Source organism: Micromonospora sp. CPCC 205554 (assembly GCF_036902745.1).
Lineage (GTDB): Bacteria > Actinomycetota > Actinomycetes > Mycobacteriales > Micromonosporaceae > Micromonospora > Micromonospora tulbaghiae.
The window spans coordinates 1-24,458 of the sequence record NZ_JBAKHP010000019.1; the positions used below are offsets into that span (position 1 = coordinate 1).

The following is a 24,458-nucleotide window of genomic DNA, read 5'->3' on the forward strand; positions in this document are numbered from 1 at the left end:
GGCAGCGGCGGCCGGCGCGGCGCCGGCGAGCGCGCCCGCGGCGGCGCCGCCGAAACCGAGCACCAGCGCGCCGACCGCACCGGCCCGGACCACGCCGCGCCGGGAGATCTCGGTGTCGACCACGTCCCCGAAGTACGGGTTGTCGGTCGGGTTCGGCACCGGGTGGTCGCACGCGTTGCCGCACCGGTACAGACAGGTCATCGCGTCGCGGCTGCCGTGGCGGGTGCCACCCAGCAGCGGAAGCAGGCGAGGCCGGTCGCTCATGTGGTGGAGCCTCCTGATCTCAACGTCGGAAGGCGCGCGGGGGATCGGCTCGCGCGCTCACCCGCCGGACGCTGCCAGGGCACGGTGAGCGGCGATCGGCCCGGACCTGAACCGGACGTGAACAGCTCCGCGCTGACCTGCGGATGAACCGTTCGGCGTCACGGCACGTATGGAAGGGCGAACGCATCGCCGGTTTCCCCGCCGCCGGAAGCGAGGTACCGCCATCAGCGACCACGACGCCCAACTGCTGCGCGCGCTGCACGACGAGCATGCCGACGCGCTGTACGCGCACGCCCTGCGGCTGGTCAACGGCGATCGGCCCCGGGCCGAGGATCTCGTGCAGGAGACGCTGCTGCGCGCCTGGCGGCACCCCGAGTCGCTGGATCCGCGACGCGGCTCGGTACGCGCCTGGCTGTTCACCACCGCGCGGAACCTCGCGATCGACGCCTGGCGGCGGCGCTCGGCCCGGGTCGGCGAGGTGTACACGGACGAACTGCCGGAGACCGCCGAGACGGTCGACGAGACCGAGCGCGCGGTGGAGGCGTGGACCGTCGCCGAGGCGCTCAACCGGCTCAGCCCGACCCACCGGGAGGTGCTGGTCGAGTGCTTCTACCAGGGACGTTCGGTGGCGGAGGCGGCGGCGCGGCTGGGCGTACCACCGGGCACGGTGAAGTCGCGTACCCACTACGCGCTGCGCTCACTACGGTTGGCGCTGGCCGAGATGGGGGTGACCGGGTGACACGCTGCGAGTTCGCGCACGACGACGGGGCGTACGTGCTCGGCGCCCTCGCCCCGGCGGACCGGGTCGCCTACGAGCGGCACCTGGCCGGGTGTGCGCAGTGCCGGGAGGCGGTGGCGGAGATCGCCGTGCTGCCCGGCCTGCTGGGCCGGCTCGACCCCGCCGGGCTGGAGCAGTTCCTGGAGGTCGGGCCGGAGACGTCGCGGGTGCCCGCGCTGCTCGACGCCGCGCGCGAGCGCAAGCGCCGCGAGCGGTCCCGCTCCCGCCGACGGTACGCGCTGACCGCGCTCGCCGCCGCCGCGCTCGCGGTGCTGGCGGGCGTCGGGGTGGGGCTCGTGCAGTCGCCGGCCGAGCCGTCGAAGCCGCCGGTGGCGCTGGCCTCGATGCGGCCGGTGGCCGGGACGGTGCCGGTGCACGCCGAGGTGGGGCTGACCGAGACGCCGTGGGGCACCGAGGTCACCATGCACTGCGGGTACGACAGACGGGCCGGGCACCGGGAGGCGTACACGTTCCGGCTGGTGGCGCACGGCCCGGACGGCGCGACGGAGCAGATCGGCTCCTGGCTCGCCGCCCCCGGCGACGACCTGCGCTTCTCCGGCGTCACCCGCTTCACCAAGGGTGAGCTGGTCCGCCTGGAGCTGCTCCGAGGAACAAACGCCCCCGTCCTGGCCTACGACCTCCGCTGACCCCGCCCACCCTTCCTCTCCCGCCCTTCCTCTCCCCGTTGATCTTGCACTTTCGGCCCTCGGCGCGGGTGGTTCGCCCCTTTCGCCGGGGCAGCAAGTGCAAGATCAGCGAGACGGGGCGGGGGTGGGGGCGGCCGGGGTGCGGGCGGCTGCGCGGGTTCGGTGGGAGTGGCGCAGGGCGTCGGCGGTGAAGACGACCAGGGCGAGCCAGACCAGGGCGAAGCCGGCCAGCCGGGCCGGTGGCATCGGCTCGTGGAAGATCAGCACGCCGCAGCCGAGCTGGAGGATCGGCGCGAGGTACTGCAACATGCCGACAGTGGACAGCGGCAGCCGGTTCGCCGCACCGGCGAACAGCAGCAGCGGGATCGCGGTGGCGGCACCCGCCAGCACCAGCAGCGCGGTGTGCCCGGCCGAGACGTGCCCGAACGTCGAGTCGCCGCGCGCCGACAGCCACCCCAGGTACGCCAGTGCGGGCAGCGCCAGCACCGCCGACTCGACGAACAGCCCCTCCGTGGCGGGCAGCGCGAGCCGCTTCTTGACCAGGCCGTACCCGGCGAAGCTGAACGCCAGTGTGAGCGCCAGCCAGGGCAGGCGGCCGTAGTCGACGGTGAGCACCGCCACCGCGAGCGCGCCGACACCGAGTGCGGCCCACTGTGCCCGGCGCAGCCGTTCCCGCAGCACCAGGACGCCGAACAGCACCGACACCAGCGGATTGATGAAGTAACCGAGCGCCGTCTCCACCACCCGGTCGGAGTTCACGCCGTAGATGTACGTGCCCCAGTTGACGGCGATCAGCGCGGCGGCGAGCCCGATGCCGGCGAGCGCCCGGGGACGCCGGGCCAGCTTGCGCAGGAAGCCGGCGTGCCGCGAGGCGGCCAGCAGCAACGCCACGAACGCCACCGACCAGAGGATCCGGTGCGCGAGGATCTCCACCGGCCCGGCCGGGCGCAGCAGCTTCAGGTAGATCGGGAAGAAACCCCAGATCAGGTACGCGCCGACGCCGTACAGGTAGCCGAGCCGGAGCTGGTTCACCGCTCCACCGTAAGTGGTGGATCGCTTTCCTGGTCCTTATCGGTGACCGGCGTCACCCGCTGATCCAGCTCCATCCACCGATCCGGCGCGACCGGCCGGAAGCCGATCTTCGCGTAGACCCCGTGCGCGTCGAGCGTGGCCAGCAGGATCCGGCGTACGCCCAGCTCGCCCAAGTGGTCGCGGACCGCGCCGGCCAGCCAGGTGCCCAGCCCGCGGCCCCGCTCGGCCGGGTCCACGTAGACGTCGCAGAGCCAGGCGAACGTGGCCCCGTCGGTGACCACCCGGGCGACCGCCACCTGCCGTCCGTCGCCCGGCCGGTAGACGCCGAAACCGATGGAGCCGGCGAACGCGCGCGCCACCGTCTCCCGCTCCCGCCCCAGCGCCCAGTACGCGTCGGTGGCGAGCCAGACGTGCACCCGGTCCAGGTCGATCCGGTCGGGGTCGGTGCTGATCTCGTAGCCGTCTACGCGGGTCAGGGTGAACACGCGGCCGAGGCTAGTACCGCCACCCGGCCCTCTCGCCAGCCAATTCCCTCCTGCTGGCCTGGTGGCCCCGGCGGGTCGCCGCGGCGACCCGCCGGAGCCCGGTGTCAGTCGCGGTCGAGGACGGCGCCGAGGATCCAGGTGACGATGCCGACGAAGAGCGCGCCCAGCACCGCCTCCGGCCAGAACCCGTCCACGTGGAACGGCAGCCCGGCCTCACCGGCGATCCAACTGGTGAGCAGGAAGAGCAGGCCGTTCACCACCAGCGCGATCAGGCCGAGGGTCAGCAGGTAGAAGCCGCACCCCACGGTCTTGATGATCGGCTGGAGCACCGCGTTCACCACGCCGAAGATGACCGCGACGAGCACCAGCGTGATCACCGTCTCGGTGGCCGAGTCGGAGTCGAGCGAGATGCCCGGGATGAGCAGGGTGGCGAGCCAGAACGCCACCGCCGTCGAACCCACGCGAATCAGAAGGCCCTTCAGGAAATCCATGGCCGGGATCGTGCCACGGCCGTACCACCAGGGGAAGCTGCCGTGCCGGGACTGTCGGGCCTGCTGGGCGCGCGCGGGGATCGCGCCTCAGTGGCGGGCCGGGCGACCGACCAGTTGCGACTCGACAGGTGTGGGCGAGAGCAGCGCCCAGCGCAGGGCCCGCCGGTTGACCACCGCCACCATGTCGTCGCGGATCCGGGTCAGCCACTGCGCGGAACCGCCCAGGCCCAGCGCCGCGCCCGCGAGAGCGGCCTCGTCCGGGTCGAGCGGCTGAAGGATCGCCAGGTCCGCGCGGGCCAGCGCGGCTGTGTCGGCCGCGGTCAGCTCGTCGCGGACCACCAGCACCGACTGCCAGGCGGCTGCCGGTCCGGCCTCCGGCGGCACCGGGCCGGCGTCCACCACCACCAGCAGCGGGTGCAGCGGCGAGCCGGGCGCGCCACCGGCCGGACGACCCGGTGGGAGCAGCGGTACGCCGCCACCGACCGTCCCGACACCCCGCACGAACGGTTCCCAGAACCGGGGTCGGCCGGTCTGCACCACCACGCGCGCGCCGAGCGCCAGTGCCCGCAGCACGAGCAGTTGCGCCGCGGCCACGCCACCGACGAGCAGCACCCGGGTCGTGGCCGGCCGGAACAGGCGGACGGTGAGCGCGGCGCCGTGCCGGTTCGCGCCCACCATCAGGCCGGCGGCGGCCGGGGGCAGATCCAGCGCGGGCGGGGGCGACCCGGCCGGTGGCGCGGCCCCAGCGCTCACCGCGAACGGCAGCGTGGCGGCCAGCCCGGCCAGGTGCTCACCGTCGAGCCGGCGCAACTCACCGCCGACGTCACCGGCGACCCGGCGCAACGTGCGTTCCGCCGTCGACAGTTCGGCCGCACTTCCGGCCGCCACCCGCACCGTCAGCTCTGCCGGGACCGGCCCGGTGCCGGTGCGCGGACCGACCGTGAGCGCGACGGTGGTGGCGGTGGCCGGCAGCGCGAGCAACCGGCCCACCAGCCCTCGCGCCGCCTCGCCGCGCGGATCCGGCCACCGGCGCAGTCGCCAGGTGGCCTGGGCCAGGCCACCCACGGTCAGCAGCGGCCAGGTCTCCCGCACCGGGGCGCCGGGCTCGTGGTGGGCCAGCTCGGCGATCACCCGCAGCGCCGCGTCGCCACCCAGGGGCCGGGCGGTGAGCGGGGTGAGCCGGCGGACGAGCCGTCGCAGAGTGCCGGACAGCGCCCGCAGCAGCTCCTGATCCGGCCGGCCGTCGGCGCGCAGCACCTGGACGGCCAGCACCACGCGCGCCCGCCCGGCCACCCGCCCGTCGGTGAGCTGGCGGTACGACGTCCCGGCCGGACCACCGGCGACAGCGGGCGCGGGTGCGGGCGAGGACGAGAACACCAGTTGCAACCGGATCGCGGGGGCGTCCGGGCCGGCCGGCGGAAGCAGGTCGAACGGCGTGGGCAGCTCGTACGTGTGGTCGCCGAGCAGGTCGTCCGGGTCGCCCAGCTCCAGCAACGCGGTCAGCCCGGCGGCGTCGTGCAGCACGGCCGCGCCGCCGGACGCCTCCGTCGTGCCGACCACCGCGCCCGGCCGGAGCAGCTCCAGCAGCGCCGCCGGGTCGGCCGTCGGTGGCAGGGCGCGCCGCCGGGTCAGGTAGGCGGCGGCGGTGACGAGCCACTCGTGCAGCCAGCGGCCGCGCACCCGTACCCACGCGGCGGGCAGCAGCAGGGCCGCCGACAGCAGCGCGACGGCCGTCGGCACGACACCCCGCCCGACGGCCGCGATCAGCACTGCCGCCGCGACCTGGGTCGCCACGATCTGGCCGGCGCGCAGCCGCGCGGTCGGACGGCTCGTCCACTGTGGCGTGCGGACCACGACGGGCGCGGGCCGCTCGGACGTGCTCGCGGTCACCGCACCTCCTCGCCGGGCCTCCGTGTGACGCCGCCGTGGCTCATCGTAATGGGCGAGTTGTCCACAGGGGAGCCCGAAGGGGTAGCAGAACCGGAGTCGGACGGCTACCGTCAGCGACGAAATCGTCGAGTTGCGTGTCCGCCGCCGCCAGGCTTCCCCTCCGCCGGCCCCGGACCCCCGCCGACGAGTCCACGGTGGTCACACGGTGGCCAGCCACGACCGAGGAGACGAGGTGACGTCCGGGATGTCCCAGACCCAGGCAGAAGCCGCAGTGATGCAGCAGACCGCCGCGAAGTTCGAGCAGGTCGACCAGTCGCTCCAGACCATGCTCAGCGGCCTGATGGCCGAGCTGGAGGTGTTGCAGCAGGCCTGGCGGGGCGCCGGTGGGCGTTCGTTCGCGCAGGTCAAGCAGCAGTGGGCGCAGGACCAGGCCGCCTTGCAGCGGGCACTGCGCGAGACCGCCACCGCGATCCGCACCGCGGGCCGGCAGTACGACGTCTCCGACACCGAGGCCGCCGGCCGGGTGGCGGGCACCAACCGCGGCATCCAGCTGCCGCTCTGACAACCGGAAGGATCGAATCCATGGAGCACGGTGTGCTGGTCGTCAACTTCGCCGCCCTGCAACAGGCGGGCGCCGACATCCAACGCGCGTTGTCCACCCTGGAGAGCCAGCTCGGCCAGCTCGAACGCGACGCCGCTCCGCTGGTGGCGAGCTGGAACGGCGAGGCCCGCGAGGCGTACGAGGTGCGGCAGTCCCGGTGGCGGGCCGCCTCCCAGGATCTCCAGGCGATGCTGCGTGACATCAAGCTCGCGGTCGAGGACTCCGCGACCGACTACCTCGACACCGAGAAGCGCAACGCCAACCTGTTCCAGTGAACCGGCGCCGCGCGGCCCGGGCAGGTGACCCGGGCCGCGCGGCTTCGCGCGTGACCGGCGGTCATCGCTGAGCTGCCGGGCCGGCCGGGTCGGCCGCCCGCCAGCGTCTGCGCGCGCCGCGCGGCAGCACCAGGGCGAGCGCCGCCACGAGTGCCACCGCCCCGCCCGCGACGGCGGCGGCCAGGAGCGCCCGGTCCCGGGCCGTGTCCCGGCGAGTCTGGCGGGCCAGGGCGGCCGGATCCGGCCGGTCGGCGGGAAGCGCCGCGCCCGGCCGGGTTCGCGAGTCCGTCGCGCCGGCCGACTCGGTCACCGCCCGGTAGGGGTTGAGCACCCCCGCGCCGTAGCCCGCGTCCCGCCCCGGCGCCGGGTCGGCGGCGGCCACGATCCGCCCGGCCACCTCGTCCGCGCTCAGCCGGGGCCGGTACTGGCGCAGCAACGCCGCCGTACCCGCCACGAACGGAGCGGCGTAGCTGGTCCCCTCCGCCCGCTGGTGTCCCGACCGGGGCGCCGCCATCAACACCTCGCTACCCGGGGCGACCACGTCCACGTACGAGCCGGTCTGGGAGAACGCCGAACGTGTCCCGTCCCGCCCGATCGCGCCGACGCCGAGCACCCCGTCGTACGCCGCCGGGTAGGGCCGGGGATCACCGTTGTCGTGCAGATTCCCGGCGGCGGCCACCACGACCACGTCCCGCCGCACCGCGTAGGCGACGGCGGCGCGTACGGCCGGGTCGTCCGCGTACAGCACGACGGAGAGGTTGAGCACGTCGGCGTCGTGGTCCACGGCCCAGCGGATGGCCCGGGCGAACCCGGCCGCGTCGACCGTGCGCCCCGACTCCCGCCCCTCGACGACCTGCTGCTCACTCACCCGTACCGGCAGGATGTGCGCGTCCGGCGCGAGACCGCGGAACGCGACGCCCGGCTGCGGAGCGGCGGCGATGATGCTCGCCACCCCGGTGCCGTGGCCGGCGCAGTCCCGGGTGCCGTCCCCGCCCCGGTCGAGGAAGTCGGCGCCGTCGAGAACCCGGCCGGCCAACTGCGGGTGGGACCGGTCCACTCCCGAGTCGACGACCGCGACCACGACCCCGGCGCCCGTCGCGAGCGGGGTGAGCCGGTCCGGGGCGTACCGCTGCTGCGGCCACGGCTGGTCGGCCACCGGCCGGGCCGGCGCAGGCGGCGAGGGGCAGCCGGCGGGCGCGTGTGCCGCCGCCGGAGCGGCCGGAACCGCTGCGACGAGGAGTGTCGCCAGAGCGGCCACGGCGGGGTACGCGACCGACCGGGACATCGACGACCTCCGTAACGTGTCGGCTCCGGAACGGGATGTTAGCGGCTCGCTGACGTCGGGGCCGACCGTCGATGGCCAGAAGTCCTGATCTTGCTGCCACCTTGTAGGTTGTAGGCGATGCCTGTGGCCTGTTCGCGGAAGGAGAGGTGGCCGTGACCGGATGGGAGCCGGCCACCGAGGCCGAGGTGGCGATGCGGGACGCGCTGCGCGCGCAGGACCAGCAGCAGTACTTCCGGGTGCTGACCCGCGTCGATCTCCTGCTGCCGGTCGCGAGCGGACCGACAGCCGGATGGGGCACCTGGACCTCCGGGGGTCGCACCCACGTGCTGGCCTTCACCTCCGTCGCCGCGCTGCGCGCGAGCCTCGGGGAGAACGCGGGGCCCACCCGCCGCGTCCCCTACCCGGATCTGGCGGCCGGCTGGCCCAACCCCGAGTGGTGGCTGGCGGTCAATCCCGGCCTGCCGATCGAGGGCTACCTGCCCGCCTGGTACGTGGCTCAGCTGTCCCGGGGCGACGTCCGGCTGCCCGGCCGCACCATGGGCGCCCGTGCCCGGCTGGAACGGGTGGAGAACGCCACCCGGGGAGCCCGGAACGCGGTGCCCGAGGCCGCGCCCCGTCCGGCGGCCGTGCCCGTCCCGCCGGCTGCTGTCACGCCTGCTCCGGTGCCTTCCGCCGCCGTCCCGCCGGCCGCTGTGCCGCCTCCGCTCGTGCCGCCGCCCGCGGTGCCGCCTCCGGCTGTTCCGCCTCCGGTCGTGCCGACGGTTGCCGGCGCGCCCGGCCGGGACGAGCGGCTGATGAAGACCGACGAGCCGCCCACGGTGCCGATGCGGGCCGCCTCGGTCCTGGGGCGGCGGATGCCCACCGTGCCGCCCCGCCGCCGGGCGCCGGACGGCGACGTCCCGAGCCGGACCGCCCCCGGCACCGAGTCGGATACGGACGCCCTCGACGGCTGGCTCACCGATCTGCGCCGCCGGCCGGACGAGCCGGACCCGTTCGCCACCGCCCCGGCGGCACCCGTCGACGAGCCACCGGATGCCTCCGCGCCGCCGCCGTCCCGCTCCTTCTTCGAACCCTCGTCCGGTGGCCGCTCGGCCCGGCGCCCGTCGCCGCTGGACCCGTCGCGCCGGGCCGGCGACCGGGCCACCCCGCCGACGCGGTTCGCCGGCGGGCAGCCGTTTCCGCGCCGACGGCCGCTGAACGAGCCGGTACGCGAGGGCCCGACCCACGCCTTCCCGACCCGGACGGACGAGCCGTCGCGAGTGCCTCGGTCGGAGGAGGCGACTCAGGCGTTCCGGCCGACCCGCCCGTCCGAGGACGCCACCGAGGCGCTGCCCCGGCGGCACGCCGGACCGGCCACCGCGGCGGACGCCGGCCCCGCTACCGCCGCCGCTGCTGACGGATGGGAGACCGCCCCGGGCGGCACCGAGGGCGAGACGACGCGGTGGGAGACGATCGACGAGCCGGTGGAGGAGCTGCCTCCGTCGATCGCCGAACCGGTCTCCGCGCCGCCCGCCTCACGCCGCGACTTCACACCCATCGTCATCGAGGGCACCGTCATCGAGGCCCGCGACCTGACCGAGCCCGCGCCGCCCTGGTCGGCGCAGCCGACCGGTCCGGTGCGCGCGGAACCGGCCGAGAGGGCGGCCACGCCGTTGGCCGGCACCACCGACCCGACGGTGCCGCTTCCCGTGGACCCGCCGGTCGCCGACGACACGGTGAACCTCACCGAGCCGACGCCGGCCCATGCCGGGGCCACCGGCGCCACGGACCGGAGTACGCCGCGCGACGAGCCGGCCGTGTCGCTCGCGTCGGAGTCCGAGCCCACGAGGTCGCTGTTCGAGCCGCCGTCCCCGGCAGGCGAGGCCACCGCGCCGCTGTTCACGCCGTCGGCCCCGGCCGAGCCGACTGTCTCGTTGTTCGACCGGGTGCCGACCGGGCCGACCGCGCCGCCGGCCGGCCCGGGTGAGGCCGAGCCGACGATGTCGCTCACGACGGAGTCCGAGCCCACGGCGTCGCTGTTCGAGCCGCCGGCTCCCGCAGCGGACGCCACCGCGCCGTCGCCGTCGGCCGAGCCGACGGTCTCGCTGTTCGACCCGGCACCGGCCGAGCCGACCGTTTCGTTGTTCGATCCGGCGCCGTCCGAGTCGACGACGTCGCTGTCGAACTCCGCGCCGGACGACCCGACCGCGCCACTGACCGGCCCGGCATCGGCTGAGCCGACCGTCTCGCTGTCCGACCCCGTGTCGGCGGAGCAGCCGACCGCCTCCCTCTTCGAGCCGGCGACCGGCGACGAACCGGTCACCGTGTCGCTGTTCGCTCCCGGTGAGCCGACCGTGGCGCTGTCCACACCGGCGCCGGCCACAGCGGAGCCCGCCGCACCTGCCACGACAGGCGTTCCGCCGTCCGGCGACGGGTCGGCCGCCGAGTTCGTACCGGCGAACGACGTCGAGGAGGACCTGCTGGCCGCCGCGGGCAGCGGTAGCACCGACGGTTTCCTCACCACCCTGCTGCTGGCCCGGGTGCTGCTGCCGGTCGCGCCCGACTCGGCCGTCGGCAGCCGGCCGGGCGACCCCGGCTTCGTCTGGCACGCCGATCAGGTCGACGGCGAGAGGTGCGTCTCGGTCTACACCTCGCCGGAACGCCTGGCCGAGCACACCGAGGGCCGGGTCGAGACGGTACGGGTCAAGTTCGTCCAGCTCATCCGCAGGTGGCCGGACGTGGCGTGGTCGTTCCGGGTCAACCCGGGCAGCCCGGTCGGCGCGACGTACCCGGGGGAGCAGGTCCTCGCGCTCGCCAACTGGGCGGCCGAGGTGGGCCTCGGCGACGACCCGGAGCCGGCCACCGCGCCGCAGCCGGCGGAACGACAGCGCCCGGAGGCGCCCACGATCGCCGCGAACCTGCCGGTGACCATGCAGAAGGCGATCGCGGCGAGCCAGCTCGCGTACTACCTGGAGCGTGGCTACGACCGGGTCTCCGGATTCGTGCACCGGGCCGGGGAACTGGCGCACCTGCGTACCCCGGCGGAGCTGTACCGCGCGCTCGGCCTCGGCCACCCCGGTTCGCCGTTCTCCCCGGACGACGAGGAGATCTACCTGCTGCGCTGGCCCGCCTTCCGGCCGAGCCTCTACCGGATCCCGTACGGCGGCCCGAACGAGGCGGCGATGCGGGCGATGGAGGGCTGGGTGATCGAGCGGCCCCCGTTCCGCGGCAACGGCTTCGCGCCGGGGGAGAGCAGCGACGTGATCGCCGAGTTCAAGGTGGACAGTGCCCGCCTCCCGCACGGCGCCGAGCTGTGGCGGGTCGGTGCGGACGGCGACAGCAAGCTGGTCGCGGTCCTGGACACCGACGAGCTGCTGTGGCGGAAGGCGGACGAGACGTGAGCCGCGACGGCTACGTGGCCCGCTGGCGGGGCCGGGAGTACCAGGCCAGTCCCGACGGCGACGACATCCGCCTCTACCAGCCCGGACCCGGCGAGGGTTTCACCGAGGTACGCCCCGGCCGGCACGTCCGGGTGGTGCCGGCCGCCGAGGTCGACGATCTGGCGTACGTGCGGACCACCTGCACCTGGCAGGGACAGCCGTTCATCGTGCTGGCCGAACACGAGGGCTGGCTGCGGGTCGAGTACACCGGTGGGCGCTGGCCGGTGGCCGAGGCGATGGGGCTGGAGGCGTTCGACTTCGGCGTCTACCAGGGCTGGGCGCCGGCGGCCGAGGTGGCCGACCTGGGCGAGCAGCGGGTCTGAGTCAGGACTTCGCCCAGCGCAGGATCTCGCCGAGCACCACGTCCCGGGCCTCCACGTGCGGGAAGTGGCCCACGTCGTCGAGCAGCCGCCACTCGTACGGGGCGGTGACGTAGCGGCCGGAGCCCTGGGCGGTACGGGGAAGCGAGGCCCGGTCGAGCGCGCCGTGCAGTTGCAGGGTCGGCGTGACCAGCGGCTTCTGCATCAGCTTCACGAAGCGGTAGCCGTGCAGCCGCAGCACCGAGCGGAACGCCCAGCGGTAGCCCTCCATCGCGCAGAACGCGGCCTGCGGGATCTGCATCGCCACTCGGCAGCAGTGGGCGTAGTCGGCGAAGTCCGGGCCGGACACCCAGCGCGGGCCGCCCCACCGGCGCAGGATCTCCTCCACCTCGGTGGCGTCGTCCCGGGTCAGGACGTGTTCGTAGCGGGGGAGCTGGAACTTCAGCGTCGCGGTGGCCGAGGTGAACTGGCCACGCGGGTCGGCGAAGATGGCCGCCCGCAGCCGCAGCGGGTGTGGCGCGCCGAGCACCACGAGCCGCCGGACCAGGGTCGGGTGGAAGGAGGCGGCGGTCCAGCCGATCAGCCCGCCCGCGCCGGTGCCGACGACGGTGGCCGACCGCTCACCGAGCGCCCGGATCAGGCCGGCGACGTCGGCGGCGAGCGTGTAGCCGTCGTACCCCCGGGGTGGCTTGTCGCTCGCGCCGTAACCGCGCAGGTCGACCGCGACCGCGCGGAAGCCCGCGTCGGCGACCGCCGGCAGCATCTCGTGCCAGGCGTACCAGTATTCGGGGAAGCCGTGCAGGAAGAGCACCATCGGGCCGGTGCCCGCCTCGACGACGTGGAACCGGCTGCCGTTGGCGCCGACGAACCGGTGCGTCCACGGCCCTTCGGGCAGGACGCAGGACTCGTCGACGGGTCCGCCGCGCTGGTCGGTCATGGGGCACAGCCTAGGGCCGCCGGTCGCCCACCGGCCCCGCAGGTGACGAGGATCAGGGATTTCTCCGGGCGGTCACCCGGAACGCGCACCCCGGCTCCGCGTTCGCGTGCGTGTGCCGCTACCGCACGTCACTCCTCGATGATCCGCATCGGGATGCCGGGTCCGCAGTCGACGGAACGGTCCCGCGCGGTGAGCCGCAACGTGACCAGGTCGCCCTTGCGCAGCTCACCGGCGTTCGGGCCGTACACCGCGTACTCCGTGCCGTTCTCGTCCATCAGCCCGTAGCACGGCCCGGACCCGCCCCGGGTGATCCAGCCCGCGACGACGCCGACCGGCCGGTCGTCGGTGGGCTTCTTCGGCGGGCCGGCCGGCCGCCGAAGGGTCGGCAGGTCGGTGGCGGACAGCGGCGTGGGGCGATCGGCGGGCGCGGCCGCTCCGCTCGTGGCCGGGTGCTGGTGGTCGTCGGGCACGGATCCTCCGTCTCGGCCGCGGCCCGCGCCGGCGAGCAGCGCTCCGCGAGGGCGGCCGCAGCGTGGTGCGGGGCGTCACCCGGATGGGACGCGGTCGGGGTGCGCCGGGTTCCCGGAAAGGGCGATGCCCGGGCGGTTCACCGCCCGGGCATCGCGTGGTGCGTCGATCCGTGGATCAGGAGAAGCGGACCTTCAGCGAGGTGCCGTTCTGCTCCAGAACCTTGATCTTGGTGCCGGTGGCCGGGAGCTTGACGCCGTGGTTCGGCAGCTCCGGGTACCAGTACTGCTTGGTGTCGTCGAACAGCGGCTGCGCCGCCTGGCCGCGGATGTACTGCGGCTGGCTGTTGAGGTGCAGCGTGAACGAGTCGGCCTTCTTCAGGCTGAACGGCGCGTCGTAGACCTGGACGCGGGCCCGCCAGGGCTGCCCGGTCAGGTTGTAGATCGGCCGCGGGTGCGCGTCGATGATCATGTTCCGACCCTCACCCGGGTGCGCGAACGTGTCGTTGTCCGCGAACCGGAGGTTCCAGTAGGAGATCAGCAGACCCTCCTGGTACGCGTAGTGGTCCACGTAGTCCGGGCGGGTGTTCGCGTAGCCGAAGAAGTACGGGCCGGTCTTGAGGTACTTGTCGTACGAGACGTATGACCGGTTGCCGGCGATGTAGTAGTTGTCGAACTTACGGGTGTAGGTCTCCTCGACGATGCTGAAGCCGCTGAGGGTCCAGCCGTTCGCACCGGCCTCGGCGCCGTCGGTGAGGAGCGTCTGGCCGTCGGCGGTCACGGTGATCGCGTCACCGTAGAAGCCGCCCTCGGAGACACCGCCGTCCGTCTGGTAGCGGAGCCGGAACTGCACGACGTTGCCGGCGACCGCGTCCATCGGGATGTTGACGTCGACCCACTGGTCGTTGCTGGAGCCGTCCAGGGCGTAGCGCCCGGGGGAGATCTCCTTCAGCGGGTTGCCGTTGGCCGTACCGGGCAGCGAGGACCAGGTCTGGCCACCGTCGGTGGACGCCTCGAAGAACAGGTAGTCGTAGTCCGCCTCGATGCTGTAGCGACCCTTCATCGACAGCGCGGCGCTGGTCTTCCCGGTGAGGTCGACGGTCCGCGTCATCGTGGTGTTCAGGTCGTCCTCGTTGCCCGAGAAGAACTGCTTCGTACCCTCGAACGGCGCGCCGTTCTGGAACGTGTACTCCCGCTGCGGCAGCACCACCACGGCGGCCTGGGCCTTGTTGGAGTTGTACTCCTGCGGGCCCAGCTCCAGGGTGCGCTTCTGACCGGCGACGACCACCTCGTAGTCGAGCCAGCCGAGCTGGAGCTTGTTCCACGCGCCGAGGTCGCCACCGCGCTCGCCGATGCCGCCGTCGTTCTTGGCGCCGAGCCGGCTCTGGGCCATCAGGGTCCAGTGCTCGTTGTTGTTGTCCCCACCGCTGACCACGTTGTAGTCGTCCGGCAGACCGAGGTCGTGGCCGTACTCGTGGTAGAAGACGCTCCGGCCACCGTTCTCCGGCTGGATGGTGTAGTCACCGATCCAGACGCCGGTGTTGCCGATCTGGGTGCCGCCGGCCGGGAAGTTCTCCGGGCCGGTGTTGCCCTGGTCGCTGGCGAAGGCGTACCACCGGTGGCTCCAGATGGCGTCCTCACCCTGGTACGGGTCACCGTCGGCCTGGTCGCCGCCGGCGTGCACGATCTGGAAGTGGTCGATGTAGCCGTCCGGCTCGTTGAAGTCGCCGTCGCCGTCGAAGTCGTACCGGTCCCACTCGTCCATCGCCTTGACGTCCGCGGCGATCTCCGCGTCGGAGCGGCCCTGCGCCTTCTGGTCGGCGACCCACTGGTTGGCGGCGTCGCGGACCAGCGCCCAGGTGTTGGTGCAGACGTTCGAGGCGCACGGGTAGCCGTCGGAACGGCCGTAGCGGGCCTCGTTGTACCGCACCTTCACCCAGTTGGTGACCTCGCCGTCGACGCTGTACCGACCCGAGGACTGGGCCTCGTAGTACTGCTTCAGCGACTCGTCACCGGGGGCGGTGCCGAAGTACAGCTTCCGGTAGTGGTCGGCGCTGTAGTCGGCCTGCCACACCGTGGAGTTGTCCACCGCCCGGTTGGGCTGGGGGATCTGGTTGCGGAGCGGACCGTCGAACCGGGTCGGGCCCGGGGTGTCCGGGTCGGTGTCCTGGTCCGGGTAGTTCGGGTGCCGCTCGTCGCCGAACTCCGCGAGGATGACGAAGATCTTGTCGGTCCGCTCGCGGGAGAGTTCGACGTACTGGTCCTTGGTCGGACCCTTGCCGCCCTTGGTGCTCTTGGCTGCCTTGCCCGCCGCGGGACCGGCGACAGCCTGCTCGCCGACCTTGACGACCTTGCTGCCGTTGATCTTCTGGGCCTTCGCCCTGCCGGACAGGACCTCGCTGAGGCCCTCCTGGCGCAGCGCGCGCCGCTTCTCCTCGAGCGGGTTGGGCAGGTCGTGCTCAGCCTGCGCAGGCTCGGCCACCGACGGGGCGGCGGCCGGCAACTTCGGCGTCGGCGCGGCGCTGGCGGACGTGCCTGCCACCAGTCCCGTCGCGGTCAGCGAAAGCCCGAGCAGACCCACTGCGACTTTGCGCACGTGGTACCTCCGGTGTGAGGGAACCGGCCCAACTGGGGGTACGGGCCGGTGGAACGTCCCACTAGTGGGACCAATGGTGAACATAGACACTGCTGCGACTGGTGGGAAGATGTGTGCGTCGATTTGTAGCAACTTTTTGTTGGGGATGCTTTTCACCGTCACATGTCGGCCCGTCACCGAGCCGTTGACCAGCGGCGATGTATGGATCATGCGGTGCAGTGACAGTCATGGATTAAGCGGATGCGCGGAAGGGCCGGGAACGCTCGCGCTCCCGACCCTTCCCCCATCGAGCCTCTTCAGCTCATTTTCCGGTCATTCCGGTTCCGGTTTGAACGTACGGTTCAGCTCCGCGGCGGAACCACGTACACCTGGGCGTACGAGTTGTCCTTCGCGGCCCGCTTGATGATGATCGAGACGCCGTACTGGACGCCCGCGTCACCCGGGTTGCCGGTGCCGAGCACGATCGCCCCGCCACCCAGCGTCGAACCGTAGTAGTCGGTCGCCGGGGTGCCGTCCGGGTTCACCACCCGGGTCGTGTACTGCTGGTTGCCCCGCGACGGGATGACCACCGAGGCGTCGTTGTCCCGCGAGTACGCGGCACCGTCGCGGATCTCGATGCCCGGGTACCAGCCCTTGGCGTCGGTGAAGCCACGCACCGGAGCCTGCGGGCCGAACTTCGTGCAGTACTCGCTGTACGGCTCGTCCGCCGCCTCCAGGCACTCCTTGAACGGGTACGTCGGCTTCAGGCCGAACGCGGCGTTGGAGGACTGCGGCCGGCTGGGCAGGTTCTTCAGCACCGACGGGTCCTTCTCGGCCGCGACGCCCTTGCGGCGCAGCGGGTCGTTGTGCGAGTCGACGATCAGCAGACCGCCCTTGGCGCCGTAGCTGGGCAGCGCGGTCATCTGCGCGGTGACGTGGTTGACGTCGCCGAGCTGGGTGTCCCGGTACCAGACCAGCATGCCCGGCGCGTTGTACGCGATCCGGTCGACCTTCCACGCCTCGTGCGAGTAGACGGTGTCGTAGGTGTACTTCAGACCCTTGTCGAAGCCGTCGAAGTTACGCCACTCGGCCAGGTAGTAGTGCGACTTCACCTGGGTGCCCGAGTCGATGTACCAACCCGCGCCGCTGGTGTCGGTGAAGGTGCCACCGGTCTGGGTCCAGCCCGCCGCGCCGCTCTCCACGTCGTCACTCCACGTGGTGGCGCCGCCGCCGGTCACCGAGAAGTCGTCGGCGAACCAGCCGCGCTCCACGAACGCCTCGTCGGTGGCGTAGCGCAGCCGCACCTGCACGGTCTGCCCGGCGTATGACGACAGGTCGACGTAGTCGTGCCGCCAGCCGTTCGTGCTGCCGGTCAGGCCGTACTTCTTGTTGCCGAAGTCGACCATGCGGCCGTTCGGGTCGGCGTAACCGTCGTTCGTGGAGACCAGCGCGCCGCCCTCGGCGTACACCTTCTGCTCGGACCAGGTGGCCCCGCCGTCGGTGGAGACCTCGACGAAGCCGAAGTCCCAGTCCGCCTCGATGACGTAGTTGTTCCACATCCAGAACTTCGCGTCCGCGGCGTTCGGGACGGTCACCGTGCGGCTGAGCTTGACGTCGGCCCAGTTCTGGTCGGCGCCGGAGTACCACATGTTGCCGCCGCTGTGCGGCGTCGCCAGCGAGATCACCTTGTCCGGCAGGTCGATCTTGATGCCGTCCTCGGTGCCGACCGGCGTACGCGAGGTCTGCCCGAGCTTGACCAGCTTGGACCGGTCACCCGGCCCGAACGTCTTCGGCTCGGCCCAGCCCAGCACCCACTTGTCCCAGAGGCCCATGTGGGTGGGCAGCGCCTGGAAGATCTCGCCGGAGTGCGAGCCGGACGCCATCAGGTCCCAGAAGTCCACGTCCGAGTCGGCGTTGCCGGAGGTGTCGTAGAGGTCCGGCAGGCCCAGGTCGTGCCCGAACTCGTGGGCGAAGACGCCGACGCCGGCGTCCTCCGGCTGCACGATGTAGTTGGACACCTTGAGGTTGGTGCCCGGGATCGTGTAACCACCGGCCACGGTCGAGGAGTGCGCCCAGACCGAGTAGATGCCGACGTCGCCGCCGCCGCGCGACTTGCCCTGGTTGGCGTGCACCAGCACCAGGTGGTCGATCACGCCGTCCGGCTCGTGGTAGTTGCCGTCGCCGTCGCGGTCGCTCTGGTCCTCGATGTCGTAGTCGGCCCACGGGAAGTCCGGGTCGGCGGCGGCCAGCGCGTCGATCGCGTCGGTGGCGAGCCGGCCGGCGCCCTGCGGGTTGTCCGGGTGGCCGTTCATCGACTGCTCACGCCCGGCGACCCAGTTGCCGTTCTCGTCCTGGAAGCAGCGCGAGGCGGCGTACCAGCCCTCCGAGTGCGGCACCGTGATCCACGGGCTGGCCTGCCCGTCCACGGTGTACGCGCCCTTGGACATCTCCAGGTACATGTTGTGCATGGTCCGCCCGGCGAGGCTGATGCCCGGCTTGCCGTCCGGCCCCTTCAGGTCCTTGCGGACCCGCTCGGTGATGCCCTTCTTGCTGTACAGCATCTTGTCGTAGTGGGCCGGGGAGAAGTCCGGCACCCACATCGAGTTGTTGTCCTTGTGCGGCAGCGTGGCCGGGTTCGGAATCGTGTTGTGCCGCGGCCCGTTCTGCACGGTGCCGGGAACACAGGTCCGGTCCTCGAACACCGTCTTCGGGACCATCACGTTCGTGAAGTCGTCGTTGGCCTTGTCGTTGAACTCGACGAGCAGCGTCAGCAGCTTGGCGGTCTGCGTACTCTTGGCCTTCTTGATCTTCCGAGGGCTCTGGCCGGTCCGGATCGACTTGGCCTCCAGCTTGGCCAGCTCGCGGGCCGCGATCGGGTTGCCCCCGGCGTACTTGCGGTCGTAGGCGCGGGCCTCGTCCGCCGGCGAGGAGAAGATGCCGTCGCGGCCCTTTACCTCCTTGCCGCCGGTGTCCGGCTGAACCTCGGGCTCGGCGTAGTTGATGTAGTGCTCGTCCGCCCCGATCGTGACCGGTGCGGACCGGGCCGGCTGGGCCGCCGCGCTGCCCGTCACGGTCAGCGACGTGGCCGCGAGCGCGATGGCGGGCAGCGCGACGAGTAGGCGTCGCCGTGCCCTGTGCTGCGACATGGGGAGCATGCCACTCCGTTCGTAGGGAATGGTGAGGGACCGGCCGTCTCAGTGACGCTCGTCGAAATCCGCCGGTCGGCTGAACGTAACCGACGACGAGCGACATCGACAGAGTTGATCAGGCCCTCTGGCCGATCAGGTCAGTCCCGGATCCCCCGATCGACCGGCGCGGATCCCGGATGCGACGAGGGGGCGGACCGCCCGGCGGCCCGCCCCCTCGTCGTCGGTCGGCGTCAGTCCTCGTCGGACTTCCCGCCGCTCATCCCCGACGAGATCAACTCCATCACCGAGGAGTCCTGGAGCGTGGTCACGTCGCCGAGCGACCGGTTCTCCGCCACGTCCCGCAGCAGCCGGCGCATGATCTTGCCGGAGCGGGTCTTCGGCAGCTCCGGCACCAGCATGATCTGCCGCGGCTTGGCGATCGGGCCGAGCGTCTTCGCCACGTGGTTGCGCAGCTCGGCGATGAGCTGCTCGCCCGCGTCACCGGAGATCTCCGCGCTGCCGCGCGGGATGGCGAACGCGACGATCGCCTGGCCGGTGGTCGGGTCGGTCGCGCCGACCACCGCCGCCTCCGCCACCGACGGGTGGCTCACCAGCGCCGACTCCACCTCGGTGGTGGAGATGTTGTGGCCGGACACCAGCATCACGTCGTCCACCCGGCCGAGCAGCCAGATGTGCCCGTCGTCGTCCTTCTTCGCGCCGTCACCGGCGAAGTAGACCCACTCGTCGCCGGTGTTGGCGCCCGCGCCGAACCGGGACCAGTACGTCTCCAGGAACCGGTTGTCGTCGCCCCAGATGGTCCGCAGCATCGACGGCCACGGCTCCTTCAGCACCAGGTATCCGCCGCCGCCGTTGGGCACCGACTGGCCCTGGTCGTCGACCACGTCGGCGACGATGCCGGGCAGCGGACTCATCGCCGAGCCCGGCTTCGCCTCGGTCACGCCGGGCAGCGGCGAGATCATGATGGCCCCGGTCTCGGTCTGCCACCAGGTGTCCACCACCGGCAGCTCGCCGCGGCCGACGTGCTGGCGGTACCAGATCCACGCCTCCGGGTTGATCGGCTCACCGACGCTGCCGAGCAGGCGCAGCGACGACAGGTCGTACCCGGCGGGGATGTCCTCGCCCCACTTCATCATGGTGCGGATCAGCGTCGGCGCGGTGTACAGGATGGTCACCTTGTACTTGTCGACGACCTCCCAGAACCGGCCCTTGTGCGGGGTGTCCGGGGTGCCCTCGTACATGACCTGGGTGGCGCCGTTGGAGAGCGGGCCGTACACGATGTAGGAGTGCCCGGTCACCCAGCCGATGTCGGCGGTGCACCAGTAGACGTCCGTCTCCGGCTTCAGGTCGAACACCGCGTGCGTGGTGTACGACGCCTGGGTCAGGTAGCCGCCGGTGGTGTGCAGGATGCCCTTCGGCCGGGCGGTCGTGCCGCTGGTGTAGAGGATGAACAGCGGGTGCTCGGCGTCGAACGCCTGCGCCTCGTGCTCCGGCGACGCGGTCTCCACCGTCTCGTGCCACCAGTGGTCCTTGCCCGACCAGGCGACCTCCTCACCGGTCCGCCGCACCACCAGCACGTGCTCCACCGACGGGCAGTTCGCCACCGCCTCGTCCACGGTCGGCTTGAGCGCCGACGGCTTGCCCCGGCGGAAGCCGCCGTCCGCGGTGATCACCACCTTGGCGCTGGCGTCCTGGATCCGGTTGGTCAGCGCGTCGGCGGAGAAGCCGCCGAACACCACGCTGTGCGTGGCGCCGATCCGGGCGCAGGCGAGCATCGCCACCGCCGCCTCCGGGATCATCGGCAGGTAGATCGCCACCCGGTCACCGGCGGTCACGCCCAGCTCGGTCAGCGCGTTCGCCGCCTGGCAGGTGAGCTTGTGCAGGTCGGCGTAGGTGACGGTGCGGGTGTCGCCCGGCTCGCCCTCCCAGTGGATCGCCACCTTGTCGCCGAGGCCCGCCTCGACGTGCCGGTCCAGGCAGTTGTACGCCACGTTGAGCCTGCCCCCGGTGAACCACTTCGCGAACGGGGCGTTCGACCAGTCGAGCACCTGCTCCCACGGCTGGGCCCAGGCCAGCCGGCCGGCCTGGCGCTCCCAGAAGGCCAGCCGGTCCCCGGCCGCCTCCTCGTACGCCTCGGCGGTCACGTTGGCGTTCGCGGCGAGTTCAGCCGGCGGCGGGAACTGGCGCGTCTCGTTCAGCAAGTTGGCCAATGCCTCGCTCATGCGGTGACTCCTTCGTCGCGTGACCTGCGTCTCCTACTCCGGGGAAGGTTAGTCCCGCCGTACCTTCGTCGCGACCGCCCGGCCCCTCACCGCGCGCCGAGCGGCCCCGTCCCCGCGCCGAGGTGTAAGGAAGGGCCTTTCTGACAGCCCTCGGCGTGCGACGGACCCGGCGGTCGCTAGCGTGACGGGGTGACCACCGATCCGCTCGCCCCGCTGCTCGCGCTCGCCGACGTCGCCCCCGCCGTCGAGCGGGCCCGCGAGCGGGTCGACCTGGCCCACCGGCACCGCGCGCTGCGCCGCCAGGGCGGCCAGGTCGCCGCCGAGGTCAGCCTCCGCTCCGCAGTCGCCAGCGCCGCGCTGGAGGGCCACGACCACGACCGCGAGGAGGTACGCGCCGGCACCGTCACCGACCCGGTGCTCCAGGGCGCGCTACGGGTCGCCGGGGCGCTGCCCGGACTGAGCGACCTCTGGCCCAAGGCACCCCGGCAGGTGATGGCCCGGCTGCACGTGCTCGCCGCCCGCGACGTGGTGACCGAGGAAGAACTGGGCCGGCCGGTCACCGACCCGGTGGTCGCGGCCCGCCTCGACGGCCTGGCCGCCCTGGTCGCCGGCGGCACCAAGGTGCCACCGCTGGTGCTGGCCGCCGTCGTACACGGCGAGCTGCTGAACCTGCGCCCGTTCCCGGGCCCGTCCGGGGTGGTGGCCCGCGCCGCCGCCCGGCTGGTGCTGATCTCCACCGGGTTCGACCCCCGCGGGCTGGTCGCGGTGGACGTCGGTCACCGCGAGCGCGAACCGGAGTACGTGGGCGCGGCCGGCGCGTTCGCCACCGGCACGCCCGACGGCCTGCGCTCCTGGCTGCGGCACTACATGAGCGCGGTGGAGGTCGGCGCCGACCAGATCACGCTGATCGGCGACGAGATCCTCGCCGCGTCCTGACGGTTGCGGGTGTCAGGCGGTGGGTGCGGCGGTGCGGGTGCGCCGGTGGCGGCCGTACCAGGCGATGCCGATGGCCACGCCGACGCCCACGCCGAGCGCCGCCGCCGCGACCGGCACCGCCGGCCGCTCGCGCAGCCGGCGGCCCAGCGGGATCGGGTGCCGGAACTCCAGCACCGGCCACGCGTTCTCCACCGCCAGCTTGCGCAGCGCCCGGTCCGGGTTGACCACCGTCGGATGCCCCACGCACTCCAGCAGCGGCCGATCGGAGTACGAGTCGGAGTACGCGTACGAGTCGGCCAGGTCGTAGTCGCGTTCAAGAGCCAGTTCGCTGACCGCCTCGACCTTGCTCGGACCGGCCGCGTAGAACTCGACCTCACCGCTGTAGCGGCCGTCCACCACGCCCATCCGGGTGGCGATCACGTCGGTGATCCCGAGCAGCTCGCCGATCGGCCGGACCATCTCGTCACCCGACGCGGAGACCAGCACCACGTCCCGCCCGGCGGCCTGGTGCTCCTCGATGAGGGCCGCCGCCTCGGCGTACACATAAGGGTTGATCAGCTCGTGCAGCGTCTCCGCGACGATCTGGCGGACCTGTTCCACCGGCCAGCCCTTGCAGAGTGTGGCCAGGTAGTCCCGGGTGCGGGCCATGGTCTGCTCGTCGGTGCCGCCCAGCCGGAACATCAGCTGCGCGTACGCCGACTTGACCACGTCACGCCGGGTGATCAGCCCGTCCCGGTAGAACGGCCGACCGAACGCCAGGGCGCTCGACTTGGCGATGACGGTCTTGTCGAGATCGAAGAAAGCGGCGCTGCGGCCCACGGCGCGAAAGTCTAGCCCGACGGGAGGCGTGGAGGCGTCCGCCCGGGTCGCGAAAGCCGATGAGCACCCGGTGGAGTGACGGCGGTCACAGGCGAATATCGATGAATTTAGCTTTGCGTGGAGTGAACAACACTCGACGTATAAGGGTCGACTGCGGCATGCTTGTGCTCGCGACGGGAGTTCGCATACCCGGCGTCGATGGGCCTCGGCGGTTGCACCCCCCGTAACCGCTGAGTCGGTTCGGCTCGACCCCCCCCGGAGCCGAACCACAAGACGACCCCCGTCTCCCCCCGACGGGGGTCGTCCCTTTGCGCGACGAGCGTTCCGCCTCAGGTCACAGCCCCGACTGCCGGCTGAGTGGACGCTCCTGTTTCTGTCGACTGGTCGCTTCGGCAGGCGGTCTTCGACGTGGCGGTAGAGTCGGGGCGTGGCCGGGCCGGTGGTAAGGGCGAGTGAGGCTGGCGGGCAGGTTTGGGACGATCCGTCTGAGACGACACTGCACGACGCTCTCGCCGACATGAACCTGAGCAACCGCGGGGAGGACAGGCACTTCCAAGCACATGTACCGGCCCAACCCGAAATGATCGGAGTCGAGCCGGTCGCGAAGATCCTCGCAGCCTGGGCTTCCGGCCGACCGGGGTGGCGAGATGCAGTGGCTTGGGAGCCTTGGCCCTAGGAAAACGGCTGGAGGAAGCTCAGGCCTCCCCGGACGCCGCAGAGCCGGGCGAAAAGGGCTTCGGAGCGCAGGCGGTGAGGGTTGTCGCCGGCGGTGACGAGGACGCAACCAGTCAGCAGAAGCCGACAGCTTGAGGCCGCGTCGACGGGGTCGTCCCTCTGCCGGACGGACGTTCCATGTCCAGCTCAGGGCGCGTATCCGGGGTCGGCGACCGCCTCGGCGATCCGGGTGAGCCAGTGCAGGTCGTTGGCCCGGGCCTCCGCACTGGCCCCGGGACTGAGGATGCTGCCCAGAAACACGGCGACATCGTCGAGATGCCGCTCGCCGCGGTAGTAGCTCAGCAGGACCGGGTCCGGCTCCAGCGCCCCATAGCCCTCGCGGAAGAGTTCGGCCCGATGCGCGTTGACCGGGTGCTCGCCGAAGTCGGCGCTGTGGACGAACATCAGGTCCCGCTCGCGCGGCGCGAGGATCGGCGCGTCCCAGTCCACGACGTGCAGGGGACCGTCGCCGTCGGCGATCAGGTTGCCCGGATGGATGTCGGCGTGACAGATGACGTGCCGCCCCCGCGTCACGCGCGACGCCAGCTCGTCGACAGTCTCCGCCAACCGGTGCAGCGCGGCGCCGTACCGCTTCCAGAAGGTGCCCAGGATCTCGCTCGTCGCGGCCTGCCCGCCGAGGGTCCGCAACCGCTCGCCCGCGCTCGACCGGTACGTCTCGGCCGGCAGGACGGCGGCGACCTCCGCGCTCGGCGTGACCCGGTGCAGCCGGCCCAGGAAATCGCCGTACTCGATCCACTGGCGGTCGGTGAGGCCGCGACCCCACAGGCTACCGCCGTCGTGGAACGGGTAGAGCAGTAGCCGATAGTCCCCGAACCGACGTGCAACCCCGCCAGCGAGGCGGAGGTCCAGCGGCGCGACCACCTGCCGAAGGCCCTGCCCGCGTAGAAAACGGGGCAGAACGACGGCGGCCGGGGTGAAGTCGCCGCGGCGCACCTTGAGGAAGTAGCGCCTGCCGTCGGACGTCTCCACCCGGTACGCCCACGCGTGCCCGTCGAGCCCGACCGGCATGAACACCAGCCCGGTGACGTCCACCGACCAGGCGGCGGCGACCTCGGCCACCAGCAACCGCTCGCCGATGTCCGGCTTGTCGATCACTCGACGGAGCGTGGCAGCCGACAGTCGGGCCCGGCAAGG

Annotated in this window: 19 protein-coding genes and 1 pseudogene; 7 read left to right on the plus strand and 13 right to left on the minus strand. The window is 72.5% G+C overall.

Annotation, left to right across the window (positions count from 1 at the left end):
• Window positions 1-264, minus strand: a pseudogene (locus V6U82_RS21385) (phosphatase); the annotation flags it as partial.
• A gap of 169 nt (window positions 265-433) precedes the next feature.
• Here V6U82_RS21385 and V6U82_RS21390 point away from each other — a divergent pair.
• Both V6U82_RS21390 and V6U82_RS21395 read left to right on the plus strand, forming a co-directional pair.
• Complete coding sequence (locus tag V6U82_RS21390) at window positions 434-1,003, plus strand: sigma-70 family RNA polymerase sigma factor (RefSeq protein WP_013283619.1); 570 nt, start codon at window positions 434-436, stop codon at window positions 1,001-1,003.
• Window positions 1,000-1,689: an anti-sigma factor family protein gene (locus V6U82_RS21395; protein ID WP_013473563.1), complete on the plus strand. Its 690-nt coding sequence runs from the start codon at window positions 1,000-1,002 to the stop codon at window positions 1,687-1,689. The genes V6U82_RS21390 and V6U82_RS21395 overlap by 4 nt, the downstream gene beginning before the upstream one ends.
• 105 nt (window positions 1,690-1,794) lie before the next feature.
• On the opposite strand, the gene rarD is transcribed toward V6U82_RS21395, so the two are convergent.
• From rarD to eccE, 4 genes are all read right to left on the minus strand, one after another.
• Window positions 1,795-2,721, minus strand: coding sequence for an EamA family transporter RarD (gene rarD / locus V6U82_RS21400; RefSeq protein WP_334463908.1), 927 nt, complete (start codon window positions 2,719-2,721; stop codon window positions 1,795-1,797).
• Window positions 2,718-3,206, minus strand: coding sequence for a GNAT family N-acetyltransferase (locus V6U82_RS21405; RefSeq protein ID WP_128138946.1), 489 nt, complete (start codon window positions 3,204-3,206; stop codon window positions 2,718-2,720). Before V6U82_RS21405 ends, rarD begins: the two co-directional genes overlap by 4 nt.
• 104 nt (window positions 3,207-3,310) lie before the next feature.
• Window positions 3,311-3,697, minus strand: a complete 387-nt coding sequence (locus V6U82_RS21410) for a phage holin family protein (protein WP_013283623.1) — start codon at window positions 3,695-3,697, stop codon at window positions 3,311-3,313.
• 87 nt (window positions 3,698-3,784) lie between these two features.
• The gene (eccE, locus tag V6U82_RS21415; protein WP_334463910.1) at window positions 3,785-5,587 is read right to left on the minus strand and encodes a type VII secretion protein EccE; all 1,803 of its coding nucleotides are present in this window, start codon (window positions 5,585-5,587) and stop codon (window positions 3,785-3,787) included.
• Between the two features lie 244 nt (window positions 5,588-5,831).
• On the opposite strand from eccE, the gene V6U82_RS21420 reads away from it, so the two are divergent.
• The gene (locus V6U82_RS21420; RefSeq protein WP_091322065.1) at window positions 5,832-6,149 is read left to right on the plus strand and encodes a WXG100 family type VII secretion target; all 318 of its coding nucleotides are present in this window, start codon (window positions 5,832-5,834) and stop codon (window positions 6,147-6,149) included.
• Window positions 6,150-6,169: 20 nt separating this feature from the next.
• Window positions 6,170-6,463, plus strand: coding sequence for a WXG100 family type VII secretion target (locus V6U82_RS21425; RefSeq protein ID WP_013473567.1), 294 nt, complete (start codon window positions 6,170-6,172; stop codon window positions 6,461-6,463).
• Window positions 6,464-6,524: 61 nt separating this feature from the next.
• Here the strand turns inward: V6U82_RS21425 and mycP are convergent, their stop codons facing one another.
• Complete coding sequence (gene mycP, locus V6U82_RS21430) at window positions 6,525-7,748, minus strand: type VII secretion-associated serine protease mycosin (protein ID WP_334463916.1); 1,224 nt, start codon at window positions 7,746-7,748, stop codon at window positions 6,525-6,527.
• 152 nt (window positions 7,749-7,900) lie between these two features.
• Between mycP and V6U82_RS21435 the strand changes: the two genes are divergently transcribed.
• Together V6U82_RS21435 and V6U82_RS21440 are read left to right on the plus strand one after the other, a co-directional pair.
• The gene (locus tag V6U82_RS21435) at window positions 7,901-11,128 is read left to right on the plus strand and encodes an SseB family protein (protein ID WP_334463917.1); all 3,228 of its coding nucleotides are present in this window, start codon (window positions 7,901-7,903) and stop codon (window positions 11,126-11,128) included.
• Window positions 11,125-11,490: a hypothetical protein gene (locus tag V6U82_RS21440; RefSeq protein ID WP_128136831.1), complete on the plus strand. Its 366-nt coding sequence runs from the start codon at window positions 11,125-11,127 to the stop codon at window positions 11,488-11,490. The genes V6U82_RS21435 and V6U82_RS21440 overlap by 4 nt, the downstream gene beginning before the upstream one ends.
• Window position 11,491: 1 nt before the next feature.
• Here V6U82_RS21440 and V6U82_RS21445 read toward each other — a convergent pair whose 3' ends face one another.
• The 5 genes from V6U82_RS21445 to acs all read right to left on the minus strand — a co-directional run bounded on the left by V6U82_RS21445 (window position 11,492) and on the right by acs (window position 20,834).
• On the minus strand, window positions 11,492-12,424 hold the full coding sequence (locus V6U82_RS21445; protein ID WP_128136832.1) for an alpha/beta fold hydrolase: 933 nt from the start codon (window positions 12,422-12,424) through the stop codon (window positions 11,492-11,494).
• 128 nt (window positions 12,425-12,552) lie between these two features.
• A complete protein-coding gene (locus V6U82_RS21450) occupies window positions 12,553-12,894 on the minus strand; it encodes a hypothetical protein (RefSeq protein ID WP_128136833.1) in 342 nt (113 codons plus the stop codon).
• A 175-nt stretch (window positions 12,895-13,069) separates the two neighbouring features.
• Window positions 13,070-15,472, minus strand: a complete 2,403-nt coding sequence (locus tag V6U82_RS21455; RefSeq protein WP_334464069.1) for an immune inhibitor A domain-containing protein — start codon at window positions 15,470-15,472, stop codon at window positions 13,070-13,072.
• A gap of 356 nt (window positions 15,473-15,828) precedes the next feature.
• The gene (locus V6U82_RS21460) at window positions 15,829-18,612 is read right to left on the minus strand and encodes an immune inhibitor A (RefSeq protein WP_258544747.1); all 2,784 of its coding nucleotides are present in this window, start codon (window positions 18,610-18,612) and stop codon (window positions 15,829-15,831) included.
• A 233-nt stretch (window positions 18,613-18,845) separates the two neighbouring features.
• Window positions 18,846-20,834 (minus strand): acetate--CoA ligase, encoded by a 1,989-nt coding sequence (gene acs / locus V6U82_RS21465; RefSeq protein WP_128136835.1) that lies wholly within the window; start codon window positions 20,832-20,834, stop codon window positions 18,846-18,848.
• 189 nt (window positions 20,835-21,023) lie between these two features.
• On the opposite strand from acs, the gene V6U82_RS21470 reads away from it, so the two are divergent.
• A complete protein-coding gene (locus V6U82_RS21470) occupies window positions 21,024-21,770 on the plus strand; it encodes an oxidoreductase (RefSeq protein ID WP_334463921.1) in 747 nt (248 codons plus the stop codon).
• Between the two features lie 12 nt (window positions 21,771-21,782).
• On the opposite strand, the gene V6U82_RS21475 is transcribed toward V6U82_RS21470, so the two are convergent.
• Together V6U82_RS21475 and V6U82_RS21480 are read right to left on the minus strand one after the other, a co-directional pair.
• Window positions 21,783-22,589 (minus strand): HAD family hydrolase, encoded by an 807-nt coding sequence (locus V6U82_RS21475; RefSeq protein ID WP_120572053.1) that lies wholly within the window; start codon window positions 22,587-22,589, stop codon window positions 21,783-21,785.
• Between the two features lie 861 nt (window positions 22,590-23,450).
• Window positions 23,451-24,419, minus strand: a complete 969-nt coding sequence (locus V6U82_RS21480) for a phosphotransferase enzyme family protein (RefSeq protein ID WP_334463925.1) — start codon at window positions 24,417-24,419, stop codon at window positions 23,451-23,453.
• Between the last annotated feature and the right edge of the window lie 39 nt (window positions 24,420-24,458).